This window comes from Pantoea sp. MQR6 (assembly GCF_022761075.1).
In the GTDB taxonomy this organism is placed as follows: domain Bacteria; phylum Pseudomonadota; class Gammaproteobacteria; order Enterobacterales; family Enterobacteriaceae; genus Pantoea; species Pantoea phytostimulans.
Map to the genome: position 1 here is coordinate 73,130 of NZ_JAKYXB010000004.1, position 18,779 is coordinate 91,908.

Genomic DNA, 18,779 nt, shown 5'->3' on the forward strand with positions numbered 1-18,779 from the left:
AAACCTCACTGCTTAGCGGTGAGGTTTTTTCAATGCAGTGAAATAGGTTTTAAAAAGGGTGCGCCGAAGCGCACCAGATGGAGCAAATTCAGCCTTGTCGGGGTAACTTCACCCCTTGCCTTTTACACTGCTGATAAAAACTTTGCGCGCAGAGGTTGAACCTAAACGTTCCGCCTCATCCAGCAGCTTCAGCGCTTTATCAATGTTGCCGCTGTCGACGGCCTGTTTAATACTCTGATTAAAATAACCTTCAGTATCATTCATGATCGGTTCACGCTTAGCCGCAGGTGTTGGCGCGGGCGCAGCGGTATACGCCGCAGGCGCGACCGCTGGCGAGTTGCCGACCGTTACCGGTCCCGGACCCGATGAGCCAAACAGCGGCCCAACCAAAATGGATGAACCTGCACTGGTTTTCACTTTGAGCTTGAGCGTCCCTTCGCGGCTATGGTGAGCAATCGGATCGGGAATATCAGGCACCGCATTTCCCGTTCCTTTCGCGTAGGCTTTAGCGGGATCGATCATCGTAGTGGTTTGGGTTAGATCTTTTTCGGTAGTGAAAACCAGCAAATAGATTTTTTGCTGACCCAGCGCAGGCGTCAGCTTCATCACGCCTTCCAGTCGATCGGCGGACATGACGCCCGGCTGCTGATAGGTAAAGAAGCGGCTGGGAAACCACGCAGCGGGCCGCATGTTCTCATCCAGTACCAACACGTTAGGCGCAAAGACCTGATTCTTCTCTACTTCACTTGTCAACGTCAGGGTCAGTTCGCCGATATTGGCGGGCAGGCTGTATGCCGCAACCGGGCCGGCCAACTCCGCGTCATTCAAGCGCTGGCCGCTGTTCGCAAGCGTTGTGATTTGCGTGCGTGAAGGATCAACAGGTTGCCAGGTCAGTGACTGGATACTTTGAGCAGAGAGCGTGGGTGCAGCAGAGAGATCCTGCGGCACCAGATTGATATCAGCGTGAGCCGTGAAGCTTTGTCCCGCCAGGAGCGCAGCGCTCAGGCAGAACGCGACCAGCGTTTTTGTCATTTTCATTATGGTTACCTCAAAAAGACTGTCAGGCAGCGGCGTTAGCCAGGCAATAGCGTGCCGCGACCAAATTGACATAGCAGAGGCGAAAAGCGGCGCTTATCGCTGCCTTTCGCCTCTTTTTAGCGTGAAATCTCTTACCACCAAATTTCCATCTGCGCGCCGAATGACCACTCATCGTTGTCGCCACGGCTGCTGGTCAGCAAACCGTTACCGGTGCTGTCAGCCGAGGCAAATGAGGTCAGATCGCCTGCAGAGTCTTTGCTGTAGCCCCACTTCTCATCCCATTTTGCGTAGGTTGCAAACAGGCGCAGTGCAGGACGTGACCAAATGCTGTCACCCGCCTGCCACTGTTGAGCCAGCGTGACTTTGTATTGGCCGTTGCGTTCGCTGACTTCCTGCGACTTCACATTGTCGTAGCCCAGTTCCAGCAAGGTGCTCATGATTGGCGTCCATTTGTACATTGGGCGCACACCCACGGTGTACCACTCGGTTCCGCGATTGTTGTCGAGATCGGTGTTCTGATACATGGCGACGTACATCAGATCCCAGCGGTCAGCCAGGGTGATCGCCCCGTGATCGAGGATGCGATACATGTTGCCGTTGTTGTTGATGTTAGTGCCCTGCGGCAAGCCTTTGCCTTGAGAGGTCAGCGCATCCGTAGCGTACTGCAGCACGAATTTGTTATAGCCCTTCATCATGCTTTGGGTATGTTCAGCCGTGAACATCCAACCATCTTTCGACGCACCGTCTTCCAGTCGATAACCGTCACGGGCGTTTGCGCGACCGTAATCAACACCTAACTCAAGCACGCCATCTGGGTTGGTTTCCAGTCCGGCCAGACGCATATCAAACACGTCATTCGCGGTGCTGGTGGCATAATCACGAATCTGATCGTTAGAGAATGTATAGGAACCGCCCGCTTCGGATGAACGCGTAGCAGCAAACGAGAGCTTACCGAAGCCTAAATCAACATCTTCCAGGCCGGCACCGGGACCTGAAATATCCCAGTAGTAGAAGTCGATCATGTGAACGTCATGACGCTGATAGAAACGCTTACCGGCCCAGATGGTTGAACCCGGCAACGCTTCGATCAGGTTTTTACCCTTCACATTAGCTTCACGGAAGGCGGGAGACGTCGCTTCCCAGTCGTTTTGCTGAGAAACGGAATAGGCAACGTTGGTATCGAAGTAGAAGCTTTTATCGCCCTCTTTCCATACTTCTTGCCCCAGTTTCAGTTCAGCATAGGTTTCACACTCGTTGCCCAGACGATATTTACTTTGTGCACCGGTCGCCTGAAAACATTGTTGTTCACCACCGCTGCCCGTCCAGCCGATGCCGGAACGCGCGTAGCCGGTAAAATCTACCGCCATCGTTGGTGCAGAGAGCGTACCCACCGCGACGGCAACAGCGATGGGAAGTTTGCGCAGAGTTAACATTTTCTATCTCCTGAGGTCATTGCTTTTCTTGTTTTGGGGGTTACACACCAAGCTCTTGATGCAGCCTGCGACAGGCGCTTCCATCTTCACGGAACAAGTGGCAGCGCTCCGGCGGCAGGCCGATACCTAATGTGGCGCCCTCTTCTACCAGCACGACGTCCTCCTGGCGGTAAACCAGGTTTTGACGAATGGCGGGAATTTGGATGTGGATTTGCGTTTCATGCCCCAGTTGCTCGACCACCTGAACTTCACCTTCAAGGGTGACGTCAGCGATATCGCTGGGAAGCAGATGTTCTGGACGTATGCCTAACGACATGTTGCTGCCAACCTGCACGCCTGCGCTGTCAACCGGCAGCCAGACCAACTGCTGATTGGGCAACCTGACCTGCACCTGATCAATCGCGGTGGCGGTGACTTTGACGGGCAAGAAATTCATTTTTGGCGAGCCGATAAAACCGGCCACAAAGCGGTTGGCGGGATAGTGATACAGCTCAAGGGGCTTGCCGATTTGCGCCACTACGCCGGCGTCCAGTACCACGATCTTGTCAGCCAGCGTCATCGCTTCGGTCTGATCGTGTGTGACGTAAATCATGGTGCGCTTCAGGCGCTTATGCAGACGTGATATCTCAATGCGCATTTGCACACGCAGCGCTGCATCGAGGTTGGAAAGAGGTTCATCCAGCAGAAACACGCGCGGTTCAGCCACCAGCGTTCGGCCAATGGCGACGCGCTGACGTTGCCCGCCGGAAAGGGCTTTAGGGCGGCGATCCAGCAGATGTGCCAATTGCAGCACTTCCGCCACCTGATTAACGCGCTGGTGAATCTCAGCTTTCTTCATACCCGCCAGCTTCAAGCCGAATGACATGTTCTCCTCCACCGAAAGGTGGGGATAAAGCGCATAAGATTGAAACACCATGCCAATGCCGCGCTCTGCTGGCGGCACCTCATTCATTCGTTTATTACCGATCAGCAGCTCACCGCTGGTGATGGTTTCCAGCCCTGCAATCATGCGCAGCAGCGTTGATTTTCCACAGCCAGAAGGACCGACAAAAACCACGAACTCTCCTTCGCGAATATCGAGATCAATATTCTTCGATACCACCGTCTCGCCCCAGGCTTTGGTGACATTGCGTAACGCGACGCTCGCCATGATGCTTTTCCTCTCAGCTTGCTTATCCTTGCCCACCCACTTGGCAGACAGACCCCGGCGACCACTATGGGCAAGGAAACAACCGGCAACATCCTCCATAACAGGTGTGAAGACTGGGGGAGGAGTCGGGAGGAGGAGAAAGCGGGCACGTCACCGTTGTTCAAGGGAATGAAGCCATTTTTGTGATCACAGCCGCAGACCGAAGGTGAGTTTTTTGTGCGCCTGACCGGTATAACGGGTTCGTTTTGCTAAGCCGATCACAGCTTGGTTGGCGAAGGCGTAGAGCGTAGGAGGATGAGAAGTCTAAGCAGATAAACACAATGTAGCGGGTAGAGCATTTACCGCTTCCGCTAAAAGGATAGAGTTATGATGATGAAAACCGGCACCCGAATCCTGGCACTTTCAGCCCTTACGGCCGCACTCTTCTCGGCTTCCGCCGCGGCAAAAATAGAAGAGGGAAAATTGGTTATCTGGATCAATGGCGACAAAGGTTATAACGGACTCGCCGAGGTCGGCAAAAAGTTTGAAAAAGAGACCGGTATTCAGGTGACGGTTGAACATCCTGACAAGATGGAAGAGAAGTATTCGCAGGTTGCCGCCACGGGTGATGGCCCAGACATCATTTTTTGGGCGCACGACCGCTTTGGTGGCTATGCACAATCTGGCCTGCTGGCAGACGTTTCTCCCGATAGCGCTTTTCAGGAGAAGATTTTCCCCTTCACCTGGGATGCCGTTCGCTTTAACGGCAAACTGATTGGCTATCCGATCTCCGTAGAAGCGCTGTCGCTTATCTACAACAAAGACCTGTTGCCAACGCCGCCAAAAACCTGGGAAGAGATTGCGGGCATCGACAAGAAAATGCGTGAAAAAGGCAAAAGCGCCATCATGTTTAACCTGCAAGAGCCCTACTTTACCTGGCCGCTGCTGGCTGCAGGCGGCGCTTACGCCTACAAACCCACTGATGGCGGTTATAACGTGAAAGATATCGGTGTTGATAATGCCGGTGCCAAAGCGGGTATGCAGTTCCTGGTTGATCAGGTGAAGGCAAAAACGTTGAATGCGGATACCGATTACTCTATTGCTGAAGCAGCCTTTAACAAGGGCGAAACCGCGATGACCATTAACGGTCCGTGGGCGTGGAGCAACATTGATAAAAGCGGCATCAATTATGGCGTGACGCTGCTGCCATCGTTAAAAGGCAAACCATCAAAAACATTCGTCGGCGTGCTGAGTGCCGGTATCAATGCTGCGAGTCCTAACAAAGAGTTGGCGAAAGAGTTTCTTGAAAACTATTTGCTGACCGATACGGGTCTCGAAACCGTCAATAAAGATAAGCCGCTGGGCGCAGTCGCGCTGAAGTCCTATCAGGAAAAACTGGAGAAAGATCCTCGCATCGCCGCCACCATGAACAACGCGCGCAGCGGTGACATCATGCCAAACATTCCCCAAATGGCCGCCTTCTGGTACGCCATGCGCACCGCCACACTTAATGCGTTCAGCGGCAGGCAAACCGTTGATGCAGCGCTAAAAGATGCCCAAGCGCGTCTGAACAAGTAATCCTCTCCTGGAGCCGGAATTGTCCGGCTCATTACCGCTGTTAAGGAAAACCGAATCATGTCAGGAAAACCGAAAGCGAGGCGGCACAGCGCAGTGCTGAAGGGCTTACTCGTCGGGATCTGCTGTCTGCTGGTCGGCTATCTGCTGATTTTAATGTATGCCCAAGGCGAATATCTGTTTGCGCTGCTTACGCTGATTGTCAGTGGACTCGGCATCTGGATTTTTTCCAATCGCCGCGCCTATGCATGGCGCTATGTTTATCCGGGCATTGCCGGGATGGCGCTGTTTGTGCTTTTTCCCTTGGCGTGTACCGTCGCTATCGCATTTACCAACTACAGCAGCACCAACCAGCTTACTTTTGAGCGCGCGCAGCAGGTGCTGTTGAGTCGTCAGTATCAGGCCGGTAACGCGGTAAATTTTTCACTGTTCCCTTCCGGGGATCGCTGGCTACTGGTGCTGACAGACGGCGAAAATGGTCAAACGTTTGTTTCTCCACCTTTCACTTTTGGTGAAAAGCAGCAGTTAAAAATGACCATCGCGACGCCGCCTACGGGTGAACGCGCAACGCTGCGTACCATTACCGGTAATCGACAAGCGTTGAGCCAGATCAGCGCTGAACTGCCCGATGGTCGGCAGCTCGTCATGAGTTCGCTGCGCCAATTCTCAGGCACGCGACCGCTGTATGTAGAAAGCAGTAACGGCGATTTAAAAAACCAGCAGAGCGGCACTGTTTATCGCCCTAACGCTGAGAGCGGCTTTTATCAGGTGTTAAATGCCGATGGCAGCTGGGGCAGTGAGAAATTGAGTCCCGGTTATACCATCAACACCGGCTGGCAAAATTTTCTGCGCGTCTTCACTGACGAAGGCATTCAAAAACCCTTCCTCGCCATATTCGCCTGGACGCTGATCTTCTCGTTGCTGACAGTGGTTCTCACCGTCGCGGTTGGCATGGTTCTGGCTTGCGTGGTGCAATGGGAGGCGTTGAAAGGCAAAGCTATCTATCGCGTCATGCTGATTTTGCCTTACGCCGTGCCGGCGTTTATCTCCATCTTGATTTTCAAAGGCTTATTCAACCAAAGCTTCGGTGAAATCAACGTGATGCTCGACGCCCTGTTTGGCTTCAAACCGGCCTGGTTCAGCGATCCTACGCTGGCACGCGCCATGCTGATTTTGGTGAATACCTGGCTCGGCTATCCCTACATGATGATTTTGTGTATGGGACTGTTAAAAGCGATCCCGGACGATCTGTATGAAGCTTCCGCGATGGACGGAGCGGGACCGATGCAAAACTTCTTTCTTATTACCTTACCGTTGCTGATTAAACCGCTGACACCGCTGATCATCGCCAGCTTCGCGTTTAATTTTAATAACTTTGTGCTGGTGCAGTTGTTGACCAACGGCAGCCCCGATCGCCTCGGCACCACCACACCAGCGGGCTATACCGATTTGCTGGTGAACTACACCTGGCGTATCGCCTTTGAAGGCGGCGGCGGGCAGGACTTTGGTTTGGCTGCCGCTATCGCGACGCTGATCTTCCTGCTGGTGGGTGCGCTTGCGGTGATAAACCTGAAAGCAGCACGCTTAAAATTTGATTAAGGAGCAGTTATGGCAATGGTTCAACCTAAATCGCAGCTGCTGCGTCTGCTGCTAACGCATCTGCTGCTGCTGACCTTCATCGCCGCGATTCTGTTTCCGCTGATGATGGTGATTGCGATCTCGTTGCGTGCCGGTAATTTTGCGACAGGCAGCCTGATCCCGGATCAAATCTCGTGGGAACACTGGAAGCTGGCATTGGGCTTTAGCGTGGAGCACGCTGATGGACGCGTCACACCGCCGCCCTTTCCGGTGCTGCTCTGGCTTTGGAATTCAATAAAAATTGCTGCTATTAGCGCAATTGGCATTGTGGCTCTTTCGACCACCTGCGCTTACGCCTTTGCTCGAATGCGTTTTACCGGCCGCGCCAGCTTGTTAAAAGGGATGCTGATTTTTCAGATGTTCCCCGCCGTACTGTCGCTGGTGGCTATTTATGCACTGTTTGATCGCTTAGGACAGTATCTGCCCTTTATCGGTTTAAACACCCATGGCGGGGTGATCTTCGCCTACCTTGGCGGCATCGCTCTGCATGTCTGGACCATCAAAGGCTATTTTGAAACCATTGATGGATCGCTTGAAGAAGCGGCCGCCTTAGACGGTGCCACGCCGTGGCAGGCGTTCCGTTTGGTATTGCTGCCGCTTTCCGTGCCGATTTTAGCGGTGGTGTTTATTCTGGCGTTTATTGCCGCCGTGACTGAAGTGCCGGTTGCCTCGCTATTGCTGCGCGACGTCAACAGCTACACCCTGGCGGTGGGGATGCAACAATATCTCAACCCGCAAAACTATTTATGGGGCGACTTTGCCGCAGCTGCGGTGCTCTCCGCCATTCCGATCACACTGGTTTTCTTGCTGGCTCAACGCTGGCTGGTAAGCGGCCTCACTGCAGGCGGTGTGAAAGGCTAACGATCATCATTGTGTTATTGCCACTGCTTCCTCAATGCTCTCTGTGATTGAGGTCTTCGGCGGCCTTCGGGCCGCCTCTTTTTTTCAACCCTTCGGCTTTTATTCCCACATAAATCACGTCGCGCGCTCTGCTGCCAGCTGCGTCAGCCAGGATATCATCGCTTCGCTGCCAGGTTGATTCAGTGTTCGTTGCGGCCAGGCGAGCATATAAGGTTTGCTGAGCGGCAGGCTCATCTCGTCAATGATCACCAGATCCCCTCGCGATAGCTCAGCTGAAATTAATCGCCGCTGTCCTAATAAAACGCCCGCACCCGCGACTGCCGCATCAATGGCCAGCGACGTCAGGTTAAAGCTGAAAGCGGGCTGCGGCGAAGGTTCAGGCACGCCTCTGGCCTGAAACCAGCTGCGCCAGTCAGGCAAGAATCGTCCTTCGTTTCCCCAATCGAGGTGAATTAAAGGGGCTTGCTTGAGTAAAACCGCCTGCGGATAGCGCGTTAATAACAGCGGGCTGGCAACAGGAATGACCTCATCAGTAAACAGCCATTGCCTGTCCAGTTGCGGATAGCGATCCTCGCCAAAGCAGATAACAAAATCAGCAGGCGTGGCGGTGAAATCCACTGGTGCATGGGTGCCATGCAGACAAAGGTCAACCGTTGGGCAATGTTCACGCCACTGAGATAACTGCGGCATGATCCACTTTGACGCCAAGGCAGGCAGCGCATAGAGCGTAAGTTTCGGCGTGGCGGCTGCATGTCGAATGTTCTGCTGTCCAAGGTGCAAAATATCAAAGGCTTCGGTGACGTAGCGCAGATATTCTTTACCGGTTTCAGTGAGCATGACGCCGCTTTGCGTCCGTACAAACAGCGTGCTGCCGAGTTGCTCCTCAAGCTGTCGAATTTGCTGGCTAACGGCTGCGGGCGTCAGCGCCAGTTGTGCCGCTGCTTTTGCCAAACTTCCTAGCTCGGCGGCCACTTTAAAGGCGTGAATAACACTAATTTTGGGTAAACGCGATGTGTGCATAGGCATTAAGTTATCCTTATCAAAGCGTTAAATTTTTATCGTTATTCGGCATTGGCTTAGCGGGCTACAGTAAGTTGAAACCTGCCAACCAAGAGAATTGCACCCATGCCTGGATCACTTGTACGTTTGGACCTGCATCCTTTGGATGACATCGAATGGCGTCGTTCCTGCCGCGAGCAGCTCAACACGCAAGGTGCGCTGGTACTGCGCAACTTTTTGCAGCCTGAGGTGCTGGCGGCAATCAAGGCGGAAGGCGATGCACAGCGCCATCTGGCTTACCATACTGCCAGCAAACATAACGTTTTTCTGATGCAACCCGATGCCGATTTCAGCGCCGACCATCCTCGAAATCGTGACGTGATCAGCACCAAAGGGTGTATCACTGATGATGTCATCGCGGCCGATTCACCGTTACGTCAGCTCTATAACAATGACACGTTTAAGGCTTTCCTCTGCGATGTGCTGGGTGAAGCTGCGCTTTATCCTTACGCCGATCCTTTATCATCCATCAATCTTCATTACGCCCCGCACGGCCAGGAATTGGGGTGGCACTTTGATAATTCATCGTTTGCCATCACGCTGCTGGTACAAAAACCCCGTGGAGGCGGCATTTTTCAATACGTGAAGGATCTTCGAAATGCCGACGCGGGTGAGATGAATTTTAACGGCGTTGCGGCGGTACTGGATGAACGCCAGGCCGTTGATGACCTGGCGATTGAAGCGGGTGATTTGGTGCTGTTTCGTGGCCGTAATTCGCTGCATCGCGTAACACCAACTGAAGGCGACATCACCCGCATGCTTGCCGTCCTGGCTTATAACACGCAACCTGACATTGCCCTGTCAGAAACCGCTCGTATGACCTTTTACGGGCGACTTTAAGCGGTGGGTGCGCCGGTTAAGGCACGCCAACCTCGACGGAAAATTTGCTGCGTACGAAACGCCACTAATGCCTGCCAGTCATCATCGGCAGGCCAAAATCCTTCAACCAGATCGCGCTTAATGTCACGGCCTTGCGGGCTGTCTGGGTTTCCATACAGATGCAGCCAGTGATCCTCACGTACCCGCCGATGCATATCCTCGCCTGAATACGTACCGCATTCAATAACCAGTGGAAGCATTCGCGTTTGCGGCAGCGATGTCAGCAAATATTGTGACAGGTAGCCTGTCGCGGTAGCCGTAACGCCAGTGACACTGTCACTATCCTTGCCGGTGAGCAGCAGCGTCAGCCATTCTCCATAGATCTCTGCCCCCCAGCTGTGCGCAGCAACGCGCTGTTCGGCAATTGAAAGCAGCATCGGGTGTCCCCAAGCGCCCGCCCCGGTGTGAAGATCAAAGCTGAGGAGGGTTTTGGCTTCGCTAAGGTGCGTTGCAATAATCTTTTGCATCGTCAAACAGGACCAACTTGGCCGTTCGCCGCCATAAAAGAACCCGGTCGGTTCGCTGTATTGTCCCGCCTCTACCACCGGTTTCACGGCAGACCAGCCAACGGTTTCCAGCGCGGCTGCCAGTTGCCGGTCAGCACTGGCTCGCTCGCCGTGATAAATGCTGTGCCATTGCCCATATTGGGCATTTACAGGTGCGGGTTGACTGAAGTCGATAAAGTTTCGGTTCAAATCAATATTGTCTTCATTTACCCGCCGCAAATGCGCTGCACCCCACGGATTCAGCAGATGAATAAATACCAGCGCGGTATCAGCTTGCAGGGTCGCAACATCCAGTGCATCAAGCCAGCCGATTTGGCTGTCTGAACCGTAATAACCTTCAACACCGTGTGTACCAGAAATGATCAACATCACGCGGCTGGCCTGTGCACTGCCAATTAGCGCAACATCAGTATAGAGCGTTTCATTGTTGGGGCCAGAAAGTGGATGTGGATACGAAGTAAGCGTGCCACTTTTACGTTCTACCGCAGCGATAAAACGCGCCCGCTGCACACTGTATTGAGGTAATTCACGTTGTGCCATCGTCGTTAATCCAGTGGGTAGACATCAAAATTGAAGTATTTTTTTGCTAACTGATCGTAGGTTCCGTTTTTATGCAGCTCCGCCAACGCCTGATTGATCAATTGCTGATTTGCGGTGTCACCTTTGCGTAATGCAATGCCGACACCATCACCAAAGATCTTGTTATCAATGATGGTGGCTTTAATGGCGTAATCTTTACCTTCCGCTTTGCTCAAAAAACCCTGCTCAGCCGATACCGCATTGGTCAGGCTTCCATCAAGACGTCCTGCAATCAGGTCGGGATAGACCTCCATCTGATTAGCATAAGAGACCACTTTTACGCCTTCAGGTGCCCACTTGGTTAACGCGTAGGTTTCCTGGATCGTACCTTGAGCGACACCAATGCTTTTGCCGCGTAAGGTGCTGATATCGACAGTGAGTTTGCTGGCTGAAGGTGCAAGTAATGCGCTTGGCGTGTTGTAGAGCATGTCGGTGAACAGGACCTGCTGGCGGCGTTTGTCCGTCATCGACATCGCCGAGAGAATGGCATCAAACTTTTTCGCCTGCAGTGCCGGGATGGTGCCGTCAAAGCCCATTTGAACCCATTCGCACTTCACCTTGGCCTGCTTACACAGGGCATTACCCAGATCGATATCGAAACCTTGCAATGAGCCATCGGATGCTTTTGATTCAAACGGCGGAAACGTGGGATCTACGCCAAAGCGTAAGGTTTGCTGTGCAGATGCCGCACAGCTGAACGCAGCAAGTGAAAGCATTAACAGGGCGGACAGGCTCTTGTTCATCATTAACTCCGGGCAGGTGAAGTTGGAAAAAGCACAACGAGTTAATAGCATGGTGCTGTGCACTCCACCAGAGAATATGAGGCTTAAGGTCAGAGTAAATTATTATGAAAGAGAAGGAGTTAAGTAAATTTAACGGTGGGATGAAGCTGCGGTTGATGCTAAATGTCCTGTTTTGATTTTTGATTCTATGCTGAACATATTCATTACCTTGTCATTTCGGTGTAAACGACACAAAGGCGGAGATAGATATGAAGTTTGATCACTTACGTATTGCCAGACCGGTCAGCGAATTAGAGAGAAGTTCTGGCATGTATTGCAGAGGGCTTGGCCTAAAAAAAGTGGGCGAATTCAGCGATCATGACGGTTTCAGCGGATGCATGTTGGGCCGCGATGATTTGTCCTGGCATCTGGAATTTACGGTATGTCATAGCCACCCTATTCTTCCTTCACCTTCACAGGAGGATCTACTGGTACTTTATATCCCCGATAAAATCGACTGGCACAACGCTTGCGCCAGAATGGACGATGCGGGCTTTTCCCGATTGGGATCGTTCAATCCTTACTGGAACAATAACGGCGTGACCTTTGTGGACATTGATGGTTATCGCGTTGTGCTGCATAACGCAGCATGGGGTTCGCCTTAAGCGGTTTTAAGGCATGATTAACATGGCTTAACCTACTTAATAGTTTTTTCTCACTTTTCTGCCCTACTGCTTATGTCAAAGGCATTAGCAGTCAGCCGAGCCGTCGGGCCGATTAACACTGAGCATCGGGCTATACGAAGCACAACGGCCCGGTCTGGCAGGACGCCAGCAACGTTAACTCTCTGCCGGCGTCTTCGGTGCGCCTGGGCACGCTGAACAGTAATCCGGCATTCTGAGAGCAATACACGTCGTTGTCAGGCGTTTTTACCCGCTGGTTTATGATCTTCAAGATAGAAAATAAGATAGATTCCCGGTGAGTTTTCGACTTCTAACGAGGTATAGGTGTAACGAGAAATACTGCCTTTATCATCAATGATCGCTTTATTACCGGCACCAATGCGGCTTACATCGTGGAAATCCCACATTTCACGAAATTCATCACTTTTCTCAATCAGCTCTGTGATTATCGACTCGAAGTTTTCCGTAAAGCGCTCTGCGACTTGATAGGCTCTGAAAGCCGCAATGGTGTGTCTGGCGGCCTTTTCCCATTCAAAAATCTTTTTACGGTACGCATCGCTAAGGAACATCAGTTTCAGTGAATTTCTCTCGGCAGGCGCAATTAAAGACCAGTCAAAAATCTGGGTTGCCGCTGCGCGGTTCCAGTAAAGGATATCCATGTTCGCACGCCGGACAAAGGCAGGGTGCGGATGAAGGGCATCCACCATAGCGATCACTTCAGGTGAAAGTTCAGCGTTATCCTCATTAGATGCCCCGCCACCGAAGACAATGGCATTGAGGTATTGCTGTTCAATCATCGTCAGTTGAAGCACTTTACCAATACGCTTGAGAGCCGCAGGCGAAATGCTGATATCTCTTCCCTGTTCAAGCCATGTATACCAACTGACGCTCACTGCCGCCAGCTGTGCGACTTCCTCTCTTCGCAACCCGTCAACACGTCGATTCTGCGCGCTGAACCCGAAATCAGCCGGATTCAATTTCGCCCGGTGTCTGACGAGAAAATTTTTGATATCTGCGTTTCTTGACATGCTCACTCCTGGGTATGACCTGAAGTCATAGGATAACCCGCCCTCTTTTTCGCCAGGCATACAGCTTTTATGATGCCGCAAACTTTGCTGATAAGTCCCGTTTTCAACACGCTAAATTCGTTTTTTATCAATGCCGTTAGACAATCTACTGGAAAATAAAATGAGTACGAGCAGCACCAGCAGTATTAAAACCATGCTTACTGGCCTTCTGACACTGGTCACTGTGATGGGAATTGGGCGATTTTCTCTAACACCGCAAATCCCGGTGATGATGAATGATGGTTATCTGACACTTTCGAGTGCGGGGATCCTGGCTGCCATGAATTACATCGGTTATTTGGCGGGAGCGATTCATGTCAGTCGTATTAAGCACAGCCATGCGCAATATCTAAAGGCGGGTATCATGGCGACGGTGCTGGTTACGCTACTTTCTGGCACCACCGGTTCGTTTGCGATTCAGTGCTTGTTCCGCCTGATTGCCGGTGTCGGTGGCGCATGGGCGCTGATCATCGTGACCTCATGGACGCAAATGACGCTGGCTGGCAATAATGCACCTCGCCTCTCTGCCGCGGTATTCACCGGCCCCGGCGTGGGTATCATGTTATCCGGGATATTGGCCTGGTTGATGGCAACGTATCATTTTCACTCCTCCGCCTCTTGGTATGTCTATGGTGCGGTCGCGCTGATCGTGAGCTTACTTATTAGCCGGAATCTTCCCGCTGAATTTGGTCCCGCTAAATCGCAGGTCGCGCGTCATGAACCCATCAGTGCCGATTTGAAAAAGTTGGTGGTGATCTACGCTCTGGCCGGCTTTGGTTACATTTTGCCAGCAACGTTTTTGTCTCAGATGGCGCACAGCGCCTTTCCTGACGGCAATCAGGCGGCCTTTTTCTGGCCGCTGTTTGGCTTGTCTGCGGTTGCAGGCGTTGCGCTGATTATTCTTTTTTCAGCGCGATATAATACGCAAGTCAGTTTAGCGACAGCGATGATTTTGCAGGGACTGGGCGTGGCCGCAGCGGTTGTCGTGCATAACGCGGCGGGCTTGCTGATTTCAACAATTTTGACCGGATTGGGATTTCTGTCGATTATGCAGCTGACGATGCGCTTTGCGCGTGAAATATCATCAGGATCTGTGGCCAAAACCGTCGGAATTTTAACCTCGGGCTACGCCACCGGGCAGCTGGTCGGCCCGTTGGTTTCATCAGCAAGCGTTGCGCTCTTTGGTTCTTTAAACGAGGCGATTGTACTTGCGGCGCTTTGCCTGATTGCGGGCGGATGTAGCGTGATGTTGCTGATCAGGAATCCTCAGCCGCTCGCAGCGCAGGGTCAGCGCTAAGGGTCTGTGTTAAAAAAAGAAGCCGCTGTTCACATTCGCGAGCGGCGGCTTTGTTATCTGTTCTGTCATCGGTTAAGGGTTCAGGCCATTTTCTGTGAAACGTGCAGCGCCGCAGCATCATTGGCTTTAGCGACGGCATGGGCCAGATTGCTGTCGAGGCTCAACGCCTGACACAACACGCCCATAAAGCAGTCTCCCGCACCGTGCGTGCTCACTAAAGTAATCTTTTTGGCTGGCAAACTGTGGCTGGCTTGCCCCGCCTCAATAAAGGCCACGCCATGTTCACCCGCAGTAACCACCACGCTGGAAAAACGCGTAGCGAGCGTTTCCGCTGCGAGCACGGCTGAAGCCAAATCATGCACGGTCACATTGCTCATATCACGCGCTTCAATGGCATTCACCACCAGCAGATCAATGCAGCCCTCAAGCTCAGGTGTGAGTAAGCGTGCAGGTGCCGCGTTAATGCAAACCGGGATATTGCGCTGCTTTGCTGCACGTGCAGCGTGTAAGTTGACCGCTTCGGGAACCTCATTTTGCAGCACCAACATCGTTACATCTTGCCAAAAGGCCTCGTTGTCGAAGGTTTCTGCCGCGATGTGCTGATTGGCATTCGACACGACGACCGCGCCGTAATCACCTTCGGCGTCGGTTATCGCCACGCTCATGCCTGAAGGAATATCGTTAATCACGGCGACAGCATCGGTGTTAACGCCCGCCTGCCGTAATACATTGAGCAAATATTTTCCCTGCTCATCTGCACCGACCGCACCCGCAAAAGCGACGTCTGCTCCTGCTCTGGCGGCAGATACCGCCTGATTCCCACCTTTACCGCCAAACTTATAGCGGCAAGCGCTGCCCATTACGGTTTCGCCTTTCTCCGGGCGATGATGGGCATCCAGCATAATGTCGTAATGCAGGCTGCCGGTGACAACAATTTTACTCATGGTTAGAATTCCCGAAGGTCCTGAACCGCATGCTGTGTTTTCATCAGGTTTCTCTCCGCTCGCTTGAGATCTTTTTTAGCGATGGCCACAAACAGTGCATCCAGAATATTAAGCTGGGCAATGCGTGACGCGGCATTTTCACCTAACAGATGCGATCCCTGAGAGGTTGAATTGAGCACGACATGCGCGTGGCGCGCAATGGGCGACTCGGCGTAATTGGTTAAGGCAATCACTTTGGCACCATTACGCATGGCCAGTTTCACGGGATCATTTACCGCGCGCGTGGCACCTGAGTGACTAATGGCGATGACAACATCATCGTCAGATAACACGGCAGCGGACATCAACATAATATGGGCGTCATCGTAGGCCGTCGATTTAATGCCAATCTTAAGCATCTTATGCGATAAATCTCGGGCTACCGTGGCAGAACCGCCCACGGCATATAAATCGATGTGACGCGCTTTAAATATAATATCCGCCGCACGGTTGAATTCAGAAATATCAAGAATCGACATGGTTTCTTCGATTGCCTGAATAGATGTTCTGAATACTTTTGCCAGCAATTGCTCCGAAGAATCATCAGGCTCAATTTCAGCATGCAATCCTGCCACTTCAGATTCGTTGTAATAAACCAAACTGCTTCTGAAGTTTCTAAAACCGGTGAAGTTAAGTTTTTTAGTAATCTTAACAATCATCGCTTCCGAGACATTATTTTCCTGCGCGATCTCTTTTAAAGATGTTTGCTCAGTAATGTCAGTTCGGGCAGTAATTGCCTCAACCACTCGTCGTTCTAAGGGCGTGAGTTGGGGCAAACGCATACGGATTTGAGCACCAATGGCTCGCGGATCTTGCTTCATTATTTGCCTCGGGTCGCTCGGTCAATCAACATCGCTATGATAATAATAAGGCCAGTCGCGAGCAATTGGTAAAAGGCCTGAATATTTAGCAGAGTCAATCCATTACGTAACGCACCCAAAATAATGACGCCGATGATGGTGCCAAACACACTGCCTTTGCCGCCCATCAAAGATGCGCCACCAATGGCCGCAGCGGCAATCGCATCCAATTCCCATAAATTACCAATCGTTGGTTCGGCTGCGCCTAAACGTCCAATTAGAATCAGCGAGGCCAACGAAGCCAGCACGCCAGAGATAATATACACCGTGACTTTGGTGCGTTTAACCGGCACACCCGCAACACGCGCCGCTTCTTCATTGCCACCAATTGCCAGAATATATTCACCCAGCGGGGTTTTGTTCATCACGGTCCACAGCACCAGCGCAATCACCGCAACAATCACAATCGGCGTCGGCACACCCAACAGCGTACTGTTGATAATGCTACGAAATTCCATCGGAATGCCGAAAATCGGGCTGCCGCCGGTATAAATCAAGGCGATAGCACGGAACAGCGACAAGCCGCCTAATGTTACGATAAAAGGCTGCAAACCGGCGTAAGCGATCAGTGTGCCGCTAAAGATCCCGCAGATTGCACCAATTCCCAAGGTGGCCATAACGGCCAGCGGCACTGGCACGCCTGCTACCATCAAGGTTGCGCCTAATACGGCAGAAAGTGCCGCCGTTGGCCCGACGGATAAGTCGATTCCGCCCGAAATAATCACCAGCGTCATGCCCAATGCAATTAAGGCGTTGATCGAGGATTGTTGTAAAATATTGAGCAAGTTTGGCACCGTAAAAAATACCGGTGACAAAAATGAGAACGTAACAATAATAATTAATAATCCAATCAAGGTACCGGCATCGCGCACATTAAACTTAAACAGCGACGATGAGTGCGGAACAGCCCGGTTATTTGTTTGTGTCATCATGTTCATGGCCTTTAAATAAATGCAGGTGAAAAACTCAGGCAGTTTGGTCTACATCTTTAATCGCAAAACGGGCAATGTTATCTTCCGTTATTGCATCACCCTGTAATTCTTTCGTGATTTTCCCTTCTCTCATCACCAGAACGCGGTCAGAAATACGGATGATTTCGGTCATTTCCGAGGAAACAACAACTATCGCCTTACCCGCTTTCGCCAGCTTCTCAATCAGGTTATAGATTTCGGACTTGGCACCAATATCAATTCCCCGGGTGGGTTCATCAAATAAAAAGACTTTTGCATCGGCGGCGACCCACCGTCCAATAATCACTTTTTGCTGGTTGCCGCCACTGAGCGTACCGATGGTTTTTTCAATATCCATAGGACGCAGTTTCAGATCATTCATGACCTCATGCGCCACACGGTTCAGTTTGCTTTTATTAATCAGGCCCGCCAGCGTGAAATTACCCATTGACGGTAACGCCATATTCATTTTTACGGCGCGCTCTTTGATGATGCCCTCTTTCTTACGATCTTCCGGTACTAATCCAATACCCGCTTTGATGGCGGCACTGACGTTGTGATTGCGCACCGCATTGCCATTCACCAGCACGCTGCCGCTGCTGCGCTTATCAATGCCGGCGATCAGCTTCAACAGTTCGGTACGGCCTGCGCCCACTAAACCGGCAATGCCAAGCACTTCACCCGCTTTAACGCTGAAGTTGGCCGACAAAACATCATGGCCGCGTGCCAGGTTCTCAACGCGCAACACTTCCTGATCGGTCACGTAGGAGTTGTGATCGAGCCTCTCAATCTTGCGTCCCACCATTTTGGCGACAATGCTCTCTTCATCTTCATCGCAAATATTCACCACGCCAACCTGCTTGCCATCACGCATGATGGTAGCGCGATCGCAGACTTTGAAAATCTCGTTCATCTTATGCGAGACGTAAATCAGCGACACGCCCATCGCTTTTAAATCGGCAATCAGCTCCGCCAGGCGATCAAACTCACGGGGTGTCAGGCTCGATGTCGGTTCATCCATCGCGATGATTTTGGCGTCATCCAGCATAGCGCGGGCAATTTCTACGATCTGCTGCTGCGATACCTTGAGATTTTTGATTGGCTCGTTGGGATCGATGCTCGGATCCAACTGCTTCAAAATCAGTTTGGCGCGCGCCAGCTGCGCTTTTTTATCAACCCATAAACCTTTTGCTTTGGTCAACGGGCGGCCAAGAAACATATTCTGGGCAACAGAGAGTTCTGGAACATGCTGTAACTCCTGATGAATCATGGCGATGCCAGCATGACGGGCGCTGAGTGGATTCTTCATTTGTACCGTTTGGCCGTTAACGCTGATCTCGCCACCGTCAGCCGCACGAACGCCAGAAAGAATATTCAGCAGCGTTGATTTCCCCGCGCCGTTTTCACCAATCAGTGCATGCACTTCACCGGGCTTTACAGAAAAATCCACATTTTGTAAAGCAGCAGCACTGCCATAGGTTTTGGTAATGCCGCGCATCATTAAGCGATACTGTTCCATA

17 protein-coding genes are annotated in these 18,779 nt (G+C 51.9%); 6 read left to right on the plus strand and 11 right to left on the minus strand.

The genetic code is table 11. The features are described from left to right. Positions 1-108: 108 nt before the first annotated feature. From malM to malK, 3 genes are all read right to left on the minus strand, one after another. Positions 109-1,038 carry a maltose operon protein MalM gene (gene malM / locus MUG06_RS15515; protein ID WP_243079143.1) on the minus strand — a complete coding sequence of 310 codons (930 nt, stop codon included), beginning with the start codon at positions 1,036-1,038 and terminating at the stop codon, positions 109-111. A gap of 131 nt (positions 1,039-1,169) precedes the next feature. Next, positions 1,170-2,471, minus strand: a complete 1,302-nt coding sequence (locus MUG06_RS15520) for a maltoporin (RefSeq protein ID WP_243079144.1) — start codon at positions 2,469-2,471, stop codon at positions 1,170-1,172. Between the two features lie 40 nt (positions 2,472-2,511). Further along, a complete protein-coding gene (gene malK / locus MUG06_RS15525) occupies positions 2,512-3,621 on the minus strand; it encodes a maltose/maltodextrin ABC transporter ATP-binding protein MalK (protein ID WP_215848682.1) in 1,110 nt (369 codons plus the stop codon). A gap of 366 nt (positions 3,622-3,987) precedes the next feature. Here malK and malE point away from each other — a divergent pair, with 366 nt between their 5' ends. Genes malE through malG form a run of 3 tightly spaced genes read left to right on the plus strand, consistent with a single transcriptional unit; the run spans position 3,988 to position 7,674 of the window. Further along, positions 3,988-5,178 (plus strand): maltose/maltodextrin ABC transporter substrate-binding protein MalE, encoded by a 1,191-nt coding sequence (gene malE, locus MUG06_RS15530; RefSeq protein ID WP_243079145.1) that lies wholly within the window; start codon positions 3,988-3,990, stop codon positions 5,176-5,178. Positions 5,179-5,235: 57 nt separating this feature from the next. Continuing rightward, a complete protein-coding gene (gene malF / locus MUG06_RS15535; protein ID WP_243079146.1) occupies positions 5,236-6,774 on the plus strand; it encodes a maltose ABC transporter permease MalF in 1,539 nt (512 codons plus the stop codon). Positions 6,775-6,783: 9 nt separating this feature from the next. Then, positions 6,784-7,674 carry a maltose ABC transporter permease MalG gene (malG, locus tag MUG06_RS15540; RefSeq protein WP_215848680.1) on the plus strand — a complete coding sequence of 297 codons (891 nt, stop codon included), beginning with the start codon at positions 6,784-6,786 and terminating at the stop codon, positions 7,672-7,674. Between the two features lie 114 nt (positions 7,675-7,788). Here the strand turns inward: malG and MUG06_RS15545 are convergent, their stop codons facing one another. Continuing rightward, positions 7,789-8,700: a LysR substrate-binding domain-containing protein gene (locus MUG06_RS15545; protein ID WP_243079147.1), complete on the minus strand. Its 912-nt coding sequence runs from the start codon at positions 8,698-8,700 to the stop codon at positions 7,789-7,791. 99 nt (positions 8,701-8,799) lie between these two features. On the opposite strand from MUG06_RS15545, the gene MUG06_RS15550 reads away from it, so the two are divergent. Continuing rightward, on the plus strand, positions 8,800-9,573 hold the full coding sequence (locus MUG06_RS15550; RefSeq protein WP_243079148.1) for a 2OG-Fe(II) oxygenase: 774 nt from the start codon (positions 8,800-8,802) through the stop codon (positions 9,571-9,573). Here MUG06_RS15550 and MUG06_RS15555 read toward each other — a convergent pair. Beyond that, positions 9,570-10,658 (minus strand): DUF2817 domain-containing protein, encoded by a 1,089-nt coding sequence (locus MUG06_RS15555; RefSeq protein ID WP_243079149.1) that lies wholly within the window; start codon positions 10,656-10,658, stop codon positions 9,570-9,572. The two genes, MUG06_RS15550 and MUG06_RS15555, sit on opposite strands and share 4 nt — an antisense overlap. 5 nt (positions 10,659-10,663) lie before the next feature. Then, positions 10,664-11,440: an ABC transporter substrate-binding protein gene (locus MUG06_RS15560; protein ID WP_243079425.1), complete on the minus strand. Its 777-nt coding sequence runs from the start codon at positions 11,438-11,440 to the stop codon at positions 10,664-10,666. A 248-nt stretch (positions 11,441-11,688) separates the two neighbouring features. Between MUG06_RS15560 and MUG06_RS15565 the strand changes: the two genes are divergently transcribed. Further along, the gene (locus MUG06_RS15565; protein ID WP_243079150.1) at positions 11,689-12,084 is read left to right on the plus strand and encodes a VOC family protein; all 396 of its coding nucleotides are present in this window, start codon (positions 11,689-11,691) and stop codon (positions 12,082-12,084) included. A gap of 254 nt (positions 12,085-12,338) precedes the next feature. On the opposite strand, the gene MUG06_RS15570 is transcribed toward MUG06_RS15565, so the two are convergent. Then, positions 12,339-13,190, minus strand: a complete 852-nt coding sequence (locus tag MUG06_RS15570) for a helix-turn-helix transcriptional regulator (protein WP_243079151.1) — start codon at positions 13,188-13,190, stop codon at positions 12,339-12,341. Between the two features lie 100 nt (positions 13,191-13,290). Here MUG06_RS15570 and MUG06_RS15575 point away from each other — a divergent pair, with 100 nt between their 5' ends. Next, positions 13,291-14,466: a YbfB/YjiJ family MFS transporter gene (locus MUG06_RS15575; RefSeq protein WP_243079152.1), complete on the plus strand. Its 1,176-nt coding sequence runs from the start codon at positions 13,291-13,293 to the stop codon at positions 14,464-14,466. 80 nt (positions 14,467-14,546) lie between these two features. On the opposite strand, the gene MUG06_RS15580 is transcribed toward MUG06_RS15575, so the two are convergent. From MUG06_RS15580 to MUG06_RS15595, 4 genes are read right to left on the minus strand one after another with little or no spacing between them, the layout of a single operon-like run. Beyond that, positions 14,547-15,410: a PfkB family carbohydrate kinase gene (locus MUG06_RS15580; protein ID WP_243079153.1), complete on the minus strand. Its 864-nt coding sequence runs from the start codon at positions 15,408-15,410 to the stop codon at positions 14,547-14,549. Positions 15,411-15,412: 2 nt separating this feature from the next. Next, a complete protein-coding gene (locus tag MUG06_RS15585; protein ID WP_215848674.1) occupies positions 15,413-16,270 on the minus strand; it encodes a MurR/RpiR family transcriptional regulator in 858 nt (285 codons plus the stop codon). Next, positions 16,270-17,241 carry a ribose ABC transporter permease gene (locus MUG06_RS15590; RefSeq protein WP_243079154.1) on the minus strand — a complete coding sequence of 324 codons (972 nt, stop codon included), beginning with the start codon at positions 17,239-17,241 and terminating at the stop codon, positions 16,270-16,272. The genes MUG06_RS15585 and MUG06_RS15590 overlap by 1 nt, the downstream gene beginning before the upstream one ends. 34 nt (positions 17,242-17,275) lie before the next feature. Further along, the gene (locus MUG06_RS15595; protein WP_243079155.1) at positions 17,276-18,778 is read right to left on the minus strand and encodes a sugar ABC transporter ATP-binding protein; all 1,503 of its coding nucleotides are present in this window, start codon (positions 18,776-18,778) and stop codon (positions 17,276-17,278) included. Between the last annotated feature and the right edge of the window lies 1 nt (position 18,779).

Coding starts and splice junctions, on each gene's coding strand:
- malM (WP_243079143.1), bottom strand. CDS start 1,038: ATGAAAATGACAAAAACGCTGGTCGCGTTCTGCCTGAGCGCTGCGCTC.
- MUG06_RS15520 (WP_243079144.1), bottom strand. CDS start 2,471: ATGTTAACTCTGCGCAAACTTCCCATCGCTGTTGCCGTCGCGGTGGGT.
- malK (WP_215848682.1), bottom strand. CDS start 3,621: ATGGCGAGCGTCGCGTTACGCAATGTCACCAAAGCCTGGGGCGAGACG.
- malE (WP_243079145.1), top strand. CDS start 3,988: ATGATGATGAAAACCGGCACCCGAATCCTGGCACTTTCAGCCCTTACG.
- malF (WP_243079146.1), top strand. CDS start 5,236: ATGTCAGGAAAACCGAAAGCGAGGCGGCACAGCGCAGTGCTGAAGGGC.
- malG (WP_215848680.1), top strand. CDS start 6,784: ATGGCAATGGTTCAACCTAAATCGCAGCTGCTGCGTCTGCTGCTAACG.
- MUG06_RS15545 (WP_243079147.1), bottom strand. CDS start 8,700: ATGCCTATGCACACATCGCGTTTACCCAAAATTAGTGTTATTCACGCC.
- MUG06_RS15550 (WP_243079148.1), top strand. CDS start 8,800: ATGCCTGGATCACTTGTACGTTTGGACCTGCATCCTTTGGATGACATC.
- MUG06_RS15555 (WP_243079149.1), bottom strand. CDS start 10,658: ATGGCACAACGTGAATTACCTCAATACAGTGTGCAGCGGGCGCGTTTT.
- MUG06_RS15560 (WP_243079425.1), bottom strand. CDS start 11,440: ATGAACAAGAGCCTGTCCGCCCTGTTAATGCTTTCACTTGCTGCGTTC.
- MUG06_RS15565 (WP_243079150.1), top strand. CDS start 11,689: ATGAAGTTTGATCACTTACGTATTGCCAGACCGGTCAGCGAATTAGAG.
- MUG06_RS15570 (WP_243079151.1), bottom strand. CDS start 13,190: ATGCCTGGCGAAAAAGAGGGCGGGTTATCCTATGACTTCAGGTCATAC.
- MUG06_RS15575 (WP_243079152.1), top strand. CDS start 13,291: ATGAGTACGAGCAGCACCAGCAGTATTAAAACCATGCTTACTGGCCTT.
- MUG06_RS15580 (WP_243079153.1), bottom strand. CDS start 15,410: ATGAGTAAAATTGTTGTCACCGGCAGCCTGCATTACGACATTATGCTG.
- MUG06_RS15585 (WP_215848674.1), bottom strand. CDS start 16,270: ATGAAGCAAGATCCGCGAGCCATTGGTGCTCAAATCCGTATGCGTTTG.
- MUG06_RS15590 (WP_243079154.1), bottom strand. CDS start 17,241: ATGATGACACAAACAAATAACCGGGCTGTTCCGCACTCATCGTCGCTG.
- MUG06_RS15595 (WP_243079155.1), bottom strand. CDS start 18,778: ATGGAACAGTATCGCTTAATGATGCGCGGCATTACCAAAACCTATGGC.